This is a genomic window from Undibacterium sp. JH2W, assembly GCF_049340425.1.
Lineage (GTDB): Bacteria > Pseudomonadota > Gammaproteobacteria > Burkholderiales > Burkholderiaceae_D > Undibacterium.
Map to the genome: position 1 here is coordinate 205104 of NZ_JBMPOT010000002.1, position 15347 is coordinate 220450.

The following is a 15347-nucleotide window of genomic DNA, read 5'->3' on the forward strand; positions in this document are numbered from 1 at the left end:
AATCAAATTTTAAAGAGTTCAAAACTATGGCCCATCTTTCACAGATCAAAATCCCGGCGACTTATATGCGCGGTGGCACCAGCAAGGGCGTGTTTTTTCGCCTGCAGGATTTGCCGCAAGCAGCACAGCAACCGGGTGCAGCACGTGATGCCTTGTTGTTGCGTGTAATCGGCAGCCCCGATCCTTATGGCAAGCAGATCGATGGCATGGGCGGTGCGACTTCCAGCACTAGCAAAACCGTCATCCTGTCAAAAAGCAGCAAGCCGGATCATGATGTTGATTACCTGTTTGGCCAGGTGGCTATAGATAAGGCCTTTGTTGACTGGAGCGGCAATTGCGGCAATCTGTCTGCGGCAGTAGGCGCTTTTGCCATCAGTGCTGGCCTGGTGGATGCTGAACGCGTACCGCACAACGGCATCGCCACCGTAAGGGTATGGCAGGCGAATATCAGCAAGACCATCGTTGCGCATGTACCTGTGACTGATGGGGCAGTGCAGGAGACGGGTGATTTTGAACTCGATGGTGTGACCTTTGCAGCAGCAGAAGTGCAGCTTGAATTCATGGACCCTGCCGCTGATGAAGATGGCGCAGGTGGTTCCATGTTCCCGACTGGTAATCTGGTCGATGACCTGGAAGTGCCGGGTGTGGGTACGCTGAAAGCGACCATGATCAATGCTGGTATTCCGACCATCTTCATCAATGCAGAAGCAATAGGGTATACAGGCACGGAATTGCAGGACGCCATCAACGGTGATGCCGAAGCCTTGGCCAGGTTTGAAACCATACGTGCCTATGGCGCACTGCGCATGGGACTCATCAAGGATATCTCCGAAGCGGCACAACGCCAGCACACTCCCAAGGTGGCCTTCGTTGCCAAGGCGCTAGCCTATACTTCATCCAGCGGCAAGCAAGTCAATGCGACTGATATCGATTTGCTGGTACGCGCCCTGTCGATGGGCAAGCTGCACCACGCGATGATGGGTACGGCAGCTGTGGCCATCGGTACTGCGGCAGCTATCCCGGGCACGCTTGTGAACCAAGCGGCTGGTGGTGGTGCACGCACTGCGGTGCGTTTTGGCCACCCATCCGGGACTTTGCGGGTAGGGGCTGAGGCTACGCAAGTCAACGGCGAATGGAGTGTGACCAAGGCCATCATGAGTCGCAGCGCACGTGTGCTGATGGAAGGCTGGGTACGCGTACCAGGCAGCAGTTTCTGAATCTTTTGTTGCTGTCAGCTCGCCTGGTAAGGCTGTAGCAAGCAAAGTCATTCAAGATAAACACATCCGACTCTCAGATGGAAACGCCTGAGAGCAGGGCAGGCTTGCGCCCGGATTTTTTGCAAGGCTGTGAAATAAAGGATAGCCATGTGGTACACCTTCGCCGGTAGTTTGAATTCCATCTTTATACTGATCAGCCTGTATGGTATCTGGTCACAAGTAAAGATGGTCTGGGATAGAAAGGCAGCGGCGCGGACTGTGTGCGACGTGAACGAGAGTGAAAGCGAAAAGCCGACTGACTTGCTGTCGCTGAACCAGTTCACTGTCAGCTTCCTGGCGTATTGCGCATTCTTTGTTTATGGTTACTCCATACGGCCATTCAATCATTTCATCGTCTGGCCAAGGATGATAGCAGCGATGCTGATACTGGCTTTGTTGTGGGAAATTTATAGAGACCGCAAGACCAGGCTTGCTTTTGCTTCTTCCATGATGGCGGCTGCCATCATGTTGCTCGCTTTGTCGGGATTGATCTTTGGGGGTACTTTTATAGATGAAGGTCGCAGGGTTTCTCAAAGCCTGATCTTGCTGGTCACCCTGTTTTTAGCCCAGGGATATGCGCATCAGATCAGTCTGATCTGGAAGTCAGGCAAGACCGGCGCGGTCTCTTTGAAAATGAGTCAATTTATTTTGGCGATGGATGTGACGACGATCTTGTTTGCCTTTGCCATGGGCTTGCAAACAGGCTGGCCTTTATTGTTTTTGGCGACGGTCAGTGCCGTCACCAAGCTGGCCATCATGTACTTGTTTACATGGGTGGAATTCAGCCCCCTGGCACTACAGCGCAGGAGCGGTTTTGCCTGAGTCCTGATTGTGCAGAACGCGGTTTTAGTGATAATAAAATGAAGGAGATACCATGTCTTATGCAGCTTTTTATCAAAAATCCATACAAGAACCTGAGGCTTTCTGGGATCAGGAAGCCAAACTGATAGACTGGCACAAGCCTTATGAACAGGTGCTTGATCACAGCAATCCACCATTTGCCAAATGGTATGTCGGTGGTGAAACCAATCTCTGCCATAACGCTGTCGATCGCTGGCTCGCCACCCAGGCAGACCAGCCTGCGCTGATCGCAATTTCTACCGAAACCAATACCGAAAAAACCTATAGTTTTGCCGAGTTGCACGTAGAAGTGCAACGCATGGCTGCCATCATGTTGAGTCTGGGTGTCAGGCAAGGTGACAGGGTATTGATCTATATGCCCATGATAGCTGAAGCAGCTTTTGCCATGCTGGCCTGCGCACGCATAGGTGCGGTGCATTCTGTAGTGTTTGGCGGTTTTGCTTCCAAGAGCCTGGGCACACGCATTGATGATGCCAAGCCTGTGCTGGTAGTGTCGGCTGATGCCGGTATGCGTGGTGGCAAGGCTGTGCCCTACAAACCATTGCTGGATGAAGCCATCGCCCTGGCTGAGCACAAGCCTGCACATGTCTTGCTGGTAGACCGAGGTCTCGATGCCATGCAACTGGTGGCTGGGCGAGACGTAGATTATGCGGCAGCGAGAGCGCAGCATATGGATGCGCAGGTACATGTGACCTGGCTGGAATCCAATGCCATGTCTTATGTCTTGTACACCTCAGGCACGACAGGCAAGCCCAAGGGCGTGCAGCGTGATGTTGGCGGTTACGCGGTGGCTCTGGCTTCATCGATGAAACATATTTTCTGTGGCAAGCCGGGGGAAACCTATTTTGCGACTTCAGACATAGGCTGGGTGGTTGGCCACTCGTATATTGTCTATGGCCCACTGATCGCTGGCATGGCGACCATCATGTATGAAGGCACACCGATACGCCCTGATGCGGGCATCTGGTGGAGCATCGTCGAGAAGTACAAGGTCACGCGCATGTTCTCGGCACCAACCGCAGTGCGTGTCTTGAAAAAGCATCCATCTGAGCTGATGCGTAAATATGATCTTTCTTCACTCAAAGCCCTGTATCTGGCCGGTGAGCCTCTCGATGAAACCACATCCAGCTGGATAGCCAGTGAACTGGGCGTCTCCATCATCGATAATTACTGGCAGACCGAAACTGGCTGGCCCATCCTGACCGTGGCACGTGGTGTGGAGCAGACTGCCACCCGCCTTGGTAGCCCGGGCATTGCCATGTATGGCTACGACGTGCGCATCATCAATGAAAACACAGGTGCAGAGTGTGCTGCTAATGAAAAAGGCGTGGTTGCCATCAAGGGACCACTGCCACCCGGTTGCATGCAAACCGTGTATGGCGATGACCAGCGCTTCGTCAATACTTACTGGTCCAATTTCTCTCATGAGCAACTGTATTCCACCTTTGACTGGGGCATCAGGGATGCTGACGGCTATTACTTCATCCTCGGTCGTACCGATGATGTCATCAATGTTGCGGGACATAGGCTAGGTACGCGTGAGATAGAAGAAAGCATTTCCAGCCATCCGCAAATTTCTGAAGTGGCGGTGGTGGGCGTTGAGGATAAGCTCAAGGGGCAGGTGGCAGTTGCTTTTGCGATACTTAAAAACCCTGAACTTGCGGAAACGCCGGAAAAAAAACGCGCGCTGGAGGCAGCGGTCATGAGTGTGGTTGACAAGCAGTTGGGTGCTGTTGCCAGGCCGTCACGGGTGCATTTTGTCAGCATGCTGCCGAAAACCCGATCTGGTAAGTTGCTGCGTCGTTCGATACAAGCGATTTGCGAGGGGCGCGAAGCAGGGGATTTGACGACGATAGAAGATCCAGCTTCCTTGCAGCAAATTCAGGCAGCATTGTTGGCTTGAGTGCCAGGCAGGTTCTGAATAAAAAACGGGAAGCAAATGCTTCCCGTTTTTTTAAAGCCAGGTAGAACTTCAGATTTGCAGAGCTGCGGCCAGGGTTTGTACTTCTTCTTCTGATTCTTCCAGTATGCTATTGAGAGTGCCATCGCCTACGACAAAGTCAATTTCAGAAGTATATTGCTCAGACTCTTCCGCATAAGAATGGATGTCCATGGGTGAATGTGTCGTTGCCAGCTCATTGGCCAGCAACAGGATATCTCCCAGGGTTTCTGGTGGCATGGCACGCAAGCCGAACCACAGGGCTTCTACCGCTTCCACTACAGCCTGGGGCAACATCAGGCTCTTGATGACGGCTGAGCCGATTTGTGATTCAGACGATTCACGATCTATGATGGTGTCCAGGAATGAAGGCAGGTCATCAGGATTGGAATCTGGCGCAGGTTCATCACGCTCAAGCAAGGAGGGGTATTCATCGACCCGCGACAACAGGTAGAAATTACCCACTTCATGCACGATACCTGCGAACATCGCGGTGTCTGGATCAAGTTTGGTGATGCGGCGCGCAATCACACGGGACAAAGCGGCCACCTGAGCCGTGTGCTCCCATAGCTTGTTCGTCATGGCTTGCAGCTGCTTGTTCTTGCTGCTACCCGCCAGTTGCCGGACTACCAGCGAAGCGACGACAGCACGCAAGGTTCGGAAGCCTAGTCTGCTGATGGCTGCTTTGACATTAGTGACATCATTGCCCCGGTTGTAAGCAGCAGAGTTGGCAATGGCCACCATGCGGGCCGCCAGGAAAGGTTCATTCAGGACTAGCTTGCTTGCAGTTTCAATACTGCAATCAGGATCATCCAGAGTTTGTTGTATCTTGAGGGAAGCCGCAACATTCGTGGGGAAGACCAGTTCACCCCGTTTGGCTTGTTCAGCTATGCTGTTGAGCGCATCGATTTTATTCATCGCAATGTCTTTTGCACACGTTAAACAAACATATATGGTGGGTGCAATTGACACCCGGTCGGTCAGCTCAGGACTTATCTTGTTTTTTACTTAATAAATTCTGTGCTGGGTTCTATTCATTGTCTGTGTTTGCAGAATGAATTCACATGATTTCATTCTGCTTCAGATAGTGATGCAGGTCAATCAAGCAATAGAAAATAAATCCAAACTCGCTCAATTTGTCTTTTGGCTGTCTATCCACTTATTCACTTTGGCTTCCAATAATGCCAGAGGCAAGGTGCCATCGCTGAGTATGACGTCATGGAATTGACGCAAATCAAAGCGAGAGCCCAGGGCCGCACTGGTTTTTTGCCTGAGTTCCATGATTTTCAGTGAGCCTATTTTGTAACCTAGTGCCTGGCCAGGCCAAGCCATATAACGCTCGGTTGCCTGGCGCGAGGCGGCTTCGCTATAGCCCAAAGTGGTTTGCTGGTACTGTATGGCTTGCTCACGTGTCCAGCCCTTGGCATGCAAACCGGTATCTACCACCAGCCTGGTGGCACGCAAGAGTTCATCGGTCAGGTGGCCAAGATAGGCGGCAGGGTCGTTCTCGAACAGGCCCATGTCCTTGCCCAGGGTTTCGGCATACAGAGCCCAGCCTTCGGTATAGGCATTATTGCCGCCAAATTTGCGGAACTTGGGGATATCCAATTCCTGCGATGTTGCCAAATGGAAATGATGGCCAGGCTGGCCTTCATGCAAGTACAGGGTTTTCATGCCTACTGTGCTGTAGTCTGCCGGGTTGTTGATGACGGCCCAGAATACCCCGGGGCGGGAGCCATCAAAGGCAGGCTGGGTATAATGGTCGGATGCCGTCGCACGACTGATTTCCGGCTCGGCGCGGATGTCCAGCGCTGCCTTTGGCATCTTGTTAAACAGTTCAGGTAACTTGGCTTTCACCATTTTCTCTATCTGCCTGTAACCATCCAGCACCTCTGCTTCTGTCTTGTAGGGGCGATACTGATTTTGTGTATCTATCCAGGCTGGCAAGCCTACCGGGTCGCCGGTATAGCCCAGTTTGGGACCCAGGGCGACAAATTCACTTTGTATGCGAGCGACTTCTTTCAAGCCCAGGGCGTGTATGGTTTCCGGATCCAGATTGGTGGTGGTCTGGTCACGAACCAGAGCGCGATACCAGTCATTGCCACCTGGCAATGCACCCAGGCCACTGCTGCTGCGGCTGGCAGCCAGATATTCGTGAGACAGGAATTGATTAAATTGGCGTAAGGCAGGTAATACCCTGGTCGCCAGAACCAGTTTGTATTCTTTACTCAAACGTTGTTTATCTGCATCACTAAAATCGGCAGGGAAATTCTTGATGGGGGCAAAATAGGCATGCTCTTCCACTTTATCTGTCACCAATTGCGTATATTGCGGCAGTGCAGAATCAACTAATGCTTTTGGCAGGACGATGCCCCGCTTCATGCCTTCACGCATATTGCCCTTGGCTATCGTCAGCCAGCTTGGTAATTGTGCCAGGCGACGTAAAAAGATCTGGTATTGCTTCACTGTTTTCAAGGGCTGGGCACTTTGGCCTGAGGCAAAATGGGCCAGGGTCACTGGCAGGCTATCCATTTGATTGATGGGGAGCAGATACCAGCCGAATTTGCTGGTTTCCAGACTGGACTTGAGTTCATAGTCCAGACAATCATAACTGACCATATCAGTGGCTGATAATTGCTCACGTTTGATATGCGCCAGTTTGCTATAGATATCGCGCCACATGGCGACTTGTCTTGCCTGGACTGGTGCTGACATATTCGTGGGCAGTTTGTCGTCGTAACGAGTATCCCCGTTGTAGCTGGCACCTATAGGGTCAAAAGCAGTTTGTTTTTCATAATACTCGTCGGCCAGCTTGTTCAGACGTTTACCTTCTTCCAGTGTTGCCGCCGGTATGATAGTTTGAACCGTAGGATGTGGCATTTTGGTTGCTGCCATGGCGTTTGTTGCACTCAGGGCAGAGCCGATCATGCCTGCTGAAAAGAGTATGCCTGGCAGTAAACGTAATTTGCGCATGAAAATTTCCCGGAGAATAGTAAAAAATAAATGCAAGCATACCACTGTGCATGCGTCATGCCTGCTATGACTTTGCGCAAGCCTGCGTGGTTCCGCAGAAAGCCAGGCACCAGTGATAAAAATAAATCCTGCCATTTTTGTCTTTTTGCATAAAGCTTTTTGTTCTCCTACCGTTATCCTTGTAGATCACGCATATTCCATTTGAATGGTCATCGTTTTGAAATGCGTGCGGATGGAACTGATATAGGACAGGGCAAGCCTGTCATGCGTGGTCGCGTTCTTTTTGGGGATGCGAGGGTTTGCTATTGCTTATAAAATGCATAAAGCGTAATGCGCCTGTGTGGGTTCCGGTACTTTCTTTATTGGCAGGTCAAGGCTGGAGCGCATCATGAAAATTGCTTCCTCGGATATCTCTCTCTCATCTCAACATGCAGCAACAGCGACTCTGGAAACGCAGGAAAAGCTGCGTGCCTGGATAGGTAACAAACGCCCTGATTTCGAGGGCAGGAATGCCAACACCCCTGCCAATTTAAGGAATTCTTCTGCCGATGTACAAATCTCCGATGCTGCACGAGCAGCCCAGGCGGCGCCAGTTGCAGACACAACTGCTCCTGCCGATTCGGTTCAGAGTGCCAGTGATGAGGCTGATAACGACCCACGCATACGTTTGATCAAGTACATCATAGAACTGATGACAGGAAAAAAAATCAATTTGTTTAACAGCGCAGACATCAAGTCGGATGCCAGCACTGCTACACCTGCCAGCGCCGCACCCGCGACGACAGATGCTGGAACACCAGCTCCAGCGCCCAAGCCGCAAGGATGGGGTGTTGAAGTGGATACGCATCAATCCTACACCGAAACAGAACAGACTTCCTTCCAGGCCAGTGGCAAGATAGTCACTGCAGATAATAAGGAAATTGATTTTGATCTCTCCTTCCAGCTTAGCCGCAGCTATCATGAAGAAAGCAGTGCCAGTATACGCCTCGGCGATGGCAAGAAAGTAGATCCGCTGGTCATCAATTTCGATGGTAATTCTGCACAACTGACATCGCAGAAATTTTCTTTTGATTTGAATGCAGATGGTAAAAAAGAAGATATTTCTTTTGTCAAAGGCGCAGGCTTCCTGGCGCTGGATAAAAACAATGATGGCAAGATCAATGACGGCAGCGAATTGTTTGGGCCGGGCACAGGTAATGGTTTTTCCGAGCTGGCGGCTTATGACAAAGATGGTAATCACTGGATAGATGAAAACGACGCGATATACCAAAAATTAAAAGTATGGACCAAAGATAGTGCTGGCAAGGATCAATTGCAAACTCTAAAGCAGGCAAATGTAGGGGCGCTATATCTCGGGAATGTAAGTACAGATTTTGCATTGAACAATGCGCAAAACCAGTCAAACGGACAAATCCGCTCCTCAGGCATTTGGCTCAGTGAAGATGGCAAGGCGCATAATTTACAGCAAGTTGATTTATCGGTTTGAGTTATGTGTAGGCATTAAAAAAACAGCTCCTATAAAGAGCTGTTGTTGTCTTTATTGGGCTTTTACCAGTATTGCGTTTTTGCAGGGGCCGCAGCTTGTAGGGGCTGCGCGCACCATTTTTGCATATGCATGCGCAACTGTGTACAAGGCCCGCATTCCTGGTAAATTTTTTCCTATGGGGACGGTGCGTATGGCGCATCCTACACAATTATCCGGCCACCCACCTGTCATTGTCGTTCAGGACGAATCAGGTTATTAGAATTCTTCCCAGTCATCATTACCACCTGCAGATGGCTTTTCCATGCTGGATTTTCTGGTGGCTGGTTTCTCTGCCGGTTTGCTCGCCGCGGCTGGTGCTTTGCTTATTCTTAAAGTGCTACTTGCTGTTTTTTGCGGTTTGGGACTGGCTTTACTGACAGCCGCAGCAGGCTGAGTTTTTACCACGTTATCAAGTTTGAAAACACTGACAGCCTGGGCCAGCGCACCGGCTTGTTCCTGCATACTCTCAGCTGCTGCCGCCGCTTGTTCTACCAGGGCGGAATTTTGCTGCGTCATTTCATCCATATGGGTAATGGCGAGATTGACTTGTTCTATGCCCGCACTCTGCTCCTGGCTGGCGGCAGTGATTTCACTCATGATATCTGCCACATGCTTGATCGAGGTGACGATTTCATCCATGGTCATGCCAGCCTCATCCACAAGCTTGTTACCCAGGTTGACTTTTTCTACTGAGTCATCAATCAGGGTCTTGATTTCTTTGGCGGCGCTGGCACTGCGTTGCGCCAGGTTCCTGACTTCGGCAGCGACTACGGCAAAGCCACGGCCTTGCTCACCGGCACGGGCTGCTTCGACAGCGGCATTCAATGCCAGGATATTTGTCTGGAAGGCGATACCATCGATCACACCAATGATGTCGACGATCTTGCCCGAGCTATCCTTGATGGAGCCCATGGTATTGACGACCTGGCCAACAATATGCCCACCCTTGGTAGCGACTTGCGTGGCAGAGATCGCCAGTTGATTAGCCTGGCGCGCATTATCGGCATTTTGCTTGACGGTGGATGTCAGTTCTTCCATGGAGGAGGCAGTTTCTTCCAGCGAGCTGGCTTGCGACTCTGTCCTGCTGGACAAATCAGCGTTACCAGAGGCAATTTCACTGGAGGCAGTAGAGATCATTGCGGTGCTGCTATGCACCTGGGTGATGGTCATGACCAGGCTATTATTCATATCCGCCAGTGCACTTAAGAGTTGACCGGTTTCATCACGAGTGCGCACTTCTATACGGCCAGTCAGATCGCCATTGGCAACCTTGGTCGCTACCTTGACGGCCTCATCCAGCGGATTGGTAATTGAGCGTGAAATCCAGGCGGCAAAGGCGGCGCTGATGAGTAAGGCAACTATGCCCAGGATGATCATCAGATTGCGTGAAAACATGATGATGCGTTTGATTTCTTCACCATTGGCATTCATGTCCGTTTTTTGCAGGGTGCTGAGTTTTTCTATGTCGATCAGAGACTGTTTGAGTGCTGGGAAGGTGGATTTTCCCATCATGGCGATGGCTTCATCTTTTTGATCAAGCTCTATCAAATCGCCAGTTTTGCTGAATGCTGCTACAAATGCCGCGTTAGACGCAGCGAGTTTTTCAACCGCATCTTTTTCCTTTGCACTCTGAGCCAATTTTTTCAGGGTTTCTAGCAAGGCGTTAATTTTCTTCTTATTGGCGTCTATGGCGCCGTATTGGCCAGTGCGGGAATTTTGATCTGGAGTAATAAACAATTCCAGTGTGCGGCTGCCGTTTTCCTGAATCAAAGCAGAAATCTCCAGTGCACTGGTGACACCTACCGCATCATTTTCCAGGATTTGTTTATTGCGGTCGGCAATCTCGTTGAGCCTTACCACACTGATAGCGACCATCAGCAGCATGGTCAGCAACGTCAGGCCGAAGCCAAAGCTAAGGCGAACCCTGATTTTAAAGTTACTGAAGTTCATGGTTGGGATTCCTGTACAGATCAGTTTTAGAAAAACGGACGACGGCGATTTGTGGCTTATTTTTGTTTTCAGCATACCTAAAATCGGGAGGCTTTGCAGAGTAAACTGATAATTAGTCGCGCCAGTTGTCTGTTTCCTGACAGTTTGATGTTTTCCTTCATGTAAAATCGAAGAATACTTGATGAAAATAGGGGAATTATGAAGCTGGCAACACTGAAGGATGGCTCCAGGGATGGACAATTACTGGTTGTTTCACGCGATTTAAAAACTGCTGCGATTGCTGATGGCATTGCGCCGACTTTACAACGCGCCATGGATGACTGGAATTTTATCCAGCCTCAACTCGAAGAATTGTATAACCGCCTGAACGCCGGACGGGCAGCCAACAGTTTTGAGTTTGAACCAAAAAACTGCATGGCCCCTTTGCCGCGCGCATTTCAATGGGCAGATGGCTCATCCTATGTCAATCATGTGGAACTGGTGCGCAAGGCCAGGAATGCCGAGATGCCCGAGAGCTTCTGGCATGCCCCCCTGATGTATCAGGGGGGCAGCGATGATTTCATCGGCCCCTGTGATGATATTGTCATGGGCTCTGAAGAATGGGGCATAGATTTTGAAAGCGAAATCGCCGTAGTGACTGGCGATGTGCCCATGGGCGTCAAGGTGCAACACGCAGCTGACCATATACGCTTGCTGATGTTGGTCAACGACGTATCCTTGCGCAACCTGATCCCGGCTGAACTGGCGAAAGGATTTGGTTTCTTCCAGTCCAAGCCTGCTTCCAGTTTCTCTCCTGTTGCGGTGACGCCAGATGAGCTGGGTGAAGCATGGAAGGCTGGCAAAGTCCATCTGGCCCTGCGTTCCAGTGTCAATGGCATGCTGGTCGGTCAACCGAATGCCGGGGTGGACATGGTATTTTCTTTCCCACAATTGATTACCCACCTGTGCAAGACCAGGAATGCCAGGGCGGGCACTATCATAGGTTCTGGCACGGTGTCGAACAAGGATGCCAGCAAGGGTTATAGCTGCATCGCTGAAAAACGCGCTTTGGAAATGATCGCTGTTGGCGAACCAGTGACGCCATTTATGAAATTTGGTGACAGCATCAAGATAGAAATGCTGGATAAAAATGGCAAATCCATCTTTGGCGCCATCGATCAAAGCGTGGTCGAGCCAGACGTGTAAATTTCCAGGATGGTGCAGTATTCTGGAAACTACCCCTGGTAATCCGCTGTTTCAATAAACTGTCCTGGAGTGCTGCATGTCTTTGATTTTTTCATATTCTTTTCGGAGTGCTGTGCTCGCAGCACTGAGCCTGGGCAGTCTGCAGGCGCAGGCACAGATCAGGGTCGGCATCAATCTGTCGACTACCGGCCCAGCTGCAGCCATAGGGGCTTCTTCCAAGAACACTGTCATGCTGTGGCCCAAAGAAATTGCGGGTAAAAAAATCGAGTACATCCTGCTTGATGATGCCAGTGATCCCGGCAATGCAGTCAAGAATGCGCGCAAGCTCATCACTGAAGAAAAGGTCGATGCCATCGTTGGCCCGAATACCACGCCAAGTGCGCTGGCGATGCTGGAAACCGTGGCTGAAAACGAGACGCCCATGATTACCCTGGCGGCATCAGCCAGCATCGTTGAACCCATGGATGCCAAGCGTGCCTGGGTTTTCAAGATGCCGCAAAATGATACCCATATGACGACCATATTGACGCAGCATATGGCCGACCATGGCGTCAAGACTGTGGCCTTTATTGGTTTTTCCGATGCCTATGGGGAAGGCTGGTGGCGTGAGTTTTCCAAGCTGGCCGAACTGCGCCATATCAGGATCGTCGCGAATGAGCGTTTTGCCCGTACCGATACCAGCGTCACCGGGCAAGTGTTGAAAATGATGGCAGCCAAACCAGATGCCGTGCTCATCGCCGGTTCTGGCACGCCCGCAGTCTTGCCACAAAAAACCTTGATAGAGCGAGGTTTCAAGGCACAGATTTACCAGACCCATGGTATTGCCAGTCTGGAGTTTTTGAAGCTCGGTGGCAAGGATGTAGAAGGCACTTTATTCCCTACCGGGCCAGCCGTGGTTGCCATGCAACTGCCCGACAAGCATCCCGTCAAAAAAATCTCTGTTGATTTTGTGCGTCAATATGAAGCTGCGTATGGCGCAGGCAGCACCACCCAGTTTGCCGGTGACGCCTGGGGAGCATACATGTTGCTGGCAAATGCTATTCCTGAGGCTTTGAAAACTGCGCAGCCAGGCAGCAAGGCTTTCCGGCTGGCCTTGCGTGCTGCACTGGAAAACACCAGGGGCCTGGTGGTGCCACAAGGTGTCATTAATATGAGTGCGACGGATCATGTAGGTCTGGATCAGCGCTCACGCGTCATGGGTAAAATCCTGGGTGGGAAGTTTGTGTATGCCTATGGCGCTTAATTTACCTGCTTAATACATAAAGTAAAAAGCTCAATTCTTAAGAGGAGCTTTTTTATTGCCTGCCTAACTGGAAGAAAACATTTTTTGCGCCACTTTGCCCCACTGCAAAACCCAGGTAGATAGGGCCTATGAAACTGTTGAAACCAGCAAACAGGCTGACACTCTTGCGCAATGACTTAAACGACATATATTCCCCTCGTTCCCAGACATTGCCTGCTTCCAGAGATGTACCAAGAAAGAGACTTTGTCCCGCCAAATCAAACTTCACGGCGCGCAGCAAATATGTCAGGCTACCGTAGACCATGAAGTCACCAGTGAACTGGTCAGGCTGATAGGCAGACAATTGCTGAAAGCCACCAAGGGTAGAGCCTATGCCGCGCACATCTGTCCCTTTCTGGAACAGCCCGGCTGCATTCAGTTTCAGGTTGATGCTGTGGTTATTGATGCTATTGGCCCAGGTGGTATTGATTGCCACTTCCTGGAAGTTTTTATGGGTGTCACTTGTGCCGAGGAAGGCGCTGGCATCTACTTTATAGCCATAGCGCGGGAAACTGACATCACTGAGCTGATCTATGACGATTGCCGTCTTCAGGCCAAATTGCTGCAAGTCTGCGCTGGGCAGTGACTCCACTTTTACACTGCCATCTTGATTTTGCAGCAAGTAACCGCCTATCTTGGGTCGTACGCGGTAGTGGTTGAAGTTCAAGCCCAGCTTGGCTTCACCCAGTATGCTTTGTTCACCTAAGCGGAAACCAAGATCCAGCCCCAGCTTGTCACTACGGAAGTTATATTCAGCAATGCGGGTATTGTCGCTATATAAATTTCTGGTGTTTTGTCCAATCTCTGCAAATGGTGCGAGGTACATACCCTCACGCTCAAACAGGGGTTGTCGCAACTCGGTATGGTATTTGATGCTATTGCCAAATTCCAGGTCATTGCGCCATTCCAGACCGCCATCGGTCAGCCAGGGGCGTCTGTGACCAACCTGCAGCTTGAAGCCTCCTGTGCCTTCAAAGCCACTTGATAACGCCAAACCAAAGCGCAGGAAATGCGGTCCCCAGTTGCGGCCATAGGCATTCACGCGTATGCCATATTCGCCATCACGCTCCACCAGCTCGTGGTTGATACTGTCAAATTCGCGGGCATTATTCAGTATGGCCAGCTTGCGGTTAATGTCTTCAGCCTTATATTCTGTACCTGCGTGTATGTTTAATTGGCGGCGTATGTCACTTTCAGGCACTGCGCCGTTGGTGACGACGTCGACAAATTGTATTTTGATCGGCGGTAGTTGAGGGTTGAGACGTATCTCATGCCTGATGGCATAAACTTCGGCTGGCAGACTATACGCGGCCAGTTTTGCATTCAGGGCATAGGTGGCTTTTTCACCGATGAGTACAGCTTCCTTTGATCTGGCAAAGTCCATGAAGCTGATATTGCCCAGATTGGGTTCTATTAATAAGTCATTGGGCGCAAGCAGTGCTTTTTGGGCTTCCACATTTTGCTCGGTTAATATGTTAACCATTTGCTGGCTAACATTGAACAGGGTCAGTAACTGGTCGCGTGGCATCAAGGGGGTGCCGATGTTGACGGCAATTACCACATCTGCACCCATCTGTTTTACTATATCCACGGGCAGGTTTCTGACAAGACCACCATCGGACAATAATCTGCCATCGATTTCTATGGGGGCAAATACGCCCGGCGCAGCCATGCTGGCACGTATGGCTTTATGCAGGGGGCCTTTGGTGAAGACCACCATTTTCCCGGTTTCCATATCTGTGGCCAGTGTGCGGAAAGGGATGGGAAGCTTGTCAAAATCAATATCAGGCTGTAGATGTGCTGTCCAATTCTGCAAGATTTCGAGAAACTGGCTGGCTTGCACCACGCCCGCTGGTAACCTGACCCCATTGGTACTCAGGCCCAGGGTTGCTCCCAGCGGGTATTGTTCATCTTCTTCCCTGACGCTTTGTGGAAGGTAGCGCCTTTCTACGCGATCAAGGGCAATGTCATTGAGTTTCAATGCATCCAGCTTAGCTTCGATTTCGCTGGCAGAAAAACCTGCTGCATACAGACCGCCTACCACCGCTCCCATACTGGTAGCAGCGATACAATCAATCGGAATACGTAACTCTTCCAGTACCTTGAGTACACCTACATGGGCAAAGCCACGTGCGCCGCCGCCAGACAAGGCTAGGCATATCCTGGGGTGCTTTACTGGTGTTGCAGGGACTGTAATACTTTCAGCGTGGGATAGATGTGGGATCAGCAAACTGCTGACAAGGCTGAAAACTAGATGTAAAAATGATTTATGCATGTTGTAATTGGTGGAAACATGGAATTCTTGGCTCAGGGTCTATATACTAACGCATGCATATAAAACGATGCTAACCTAGGTATAATTGCATAAGAACTTGT

The 15347-nt window shown here is 50.6% G+C and carries 10 protein-coding genes; 6 read left to right on the forward strand and 4 right to left on the reverse strand.

Annotated elements, in window-relative coordinates; all coding sequences use genetic code 11:
- Nucleotides 1–26 precede the first annotated feature (26 nt).
- From prpF to ACO0LC_RS03215, 3 genes are all read left to right on the forward strand, one after another.
- Nucleotides 27–1217, forward strand: coding sequence for a 2-methylaconitate cis-trans isomerase PrpF (prpF, locus tag ACO0LC_RS03205; RefSeq protein WP_423000567.1), 1191 nt, complete (start codon nt 27–29; stop codon nt 1215–1217).
- A 147-nt stretch (nt 1218–1364) separates the two neighbouring features.
- Entirely contained in the window at nt 1365–2078 is a 714-nt protein-coding gene (locus ACO0LC_RS03210) for a hypothetical protein (protein ID WP_423000569.1), read from the forward strand.
- Between the two features lie 52 nt (nt 2079–2130).
- Entirely contained in the window at nt 2131–4020 is a 1890-nt protein-coding gene (locus ACO0LC_RS03215) for a propionate--CoA ligase (RefSeq protein WP_423000571.1), read from the forward strand.
- 69 nt (nt 4021–4089) lie between these two features.
- Here ACO0LC_RS03215 and ACO0LC_RS03220 read toward each other — a convergent pair whose 3' ends face one another.
- Nucleotides 4090–4974: an HDOD domain-containing protein gene (locus ACO0LC_RS03220; protein WP_423000573.1), complete on the reverse strand. Its 885-nt coding sequence runs from the start codon at nt 4972–4974 to the stop codon at nt 4090–4092.
- 213 nt (nt 4975–5187) lie between these two features.
- Complete coding sequence (locus ACO0LC_RS03225) at nt 5188–7029, reverse strand: DUF885 domain-containing protein (RefSeq protein WP_423000575.1); 1842 nt, start codon at nt 7027–7029, stop codon at nt 5188–5190.
- 388 nt (nt 7030–7417) lie between these two features.
- On the opposite strand from ACO0LC_RS03225, the gene ACO0LC_RS03230 reads away from it, so the two are divergent.
- Nucleotides 7418–8515 carry a hypothetical protein gene (locus ACO0LC_RS03230; RefSeq protein ID WP_423000577.1) on the forward strand — a complete coding sequence of 366 codons (1098 nt, stop codon included), beginning with the start codon at nt 7418–7420 and terminating at the stop codon, nt 8513–8515.
- Between the two features lie 255 nt (nt 8516–8770).
- Here the strand turns inward: ACO0LC_RS03230 and ACO0LC_RS03235 are convergent, their stop codons facing one another.
- A complete protein-coding gene (locus ACO0LC_RS03235) occupies nt 8771–10504 on the reverse strand; it encodes a methyl-accepting chemotaxis protein (protein WP_423000579.1) in 1734 nt (577 codons plus the stop codon).
- Nucleotides 10505–10702: 198 nt separating this feature from the next.
- On the opposite strand from ACO0LC_RS03235, the gene ACO0LC_RS03240 reads away from it, so the two are divergent.
- Nucleotides 10703–11689 (forward strand): fumarylacetoacetate hydrolase family protein, encoded by a 987-nt coding sequence (locus ACO0LC_RS03240; RefSeq protein ID WP_423000581.1) that lies wholly within the window; start codon nt 10703–10705, stop codon nt 11687–11689.
- Nucleotides 11690–11765: 76 nt separating this feature from the next.
- Nucleotides 11766–12932: an ABC transporter substrate-binding protein gene (locus ACO0LC_RS03245; RefSeq protein ID WP_423000584.1), complete on the forward strand. Its 1167-nt coding sequence runs from the start codon at nt 11766–11768 to the stop codon at nt 12930–12932.
- Nucleotides 12933–12984: 52 nt separating this feature from the next.
- Here the strand turns inward: ACO0LC_RS03245 and ACO0LC_RS03250 are convergent, their stop codons facing one another.
- On the reverse strand, nt 12985–15201 hold the full coding sequence (locus tag ACO0LC_RS03250) for a patatin-like phospholipase family protein (RefSeq protein WP_423000586.1): 2217 nt from the start codon (nt 15199–15201) through the stop codon (nt 12985–12987).
- Between the last annotated feature and the right edge of the window lie 146 nt (nt 15202–15347).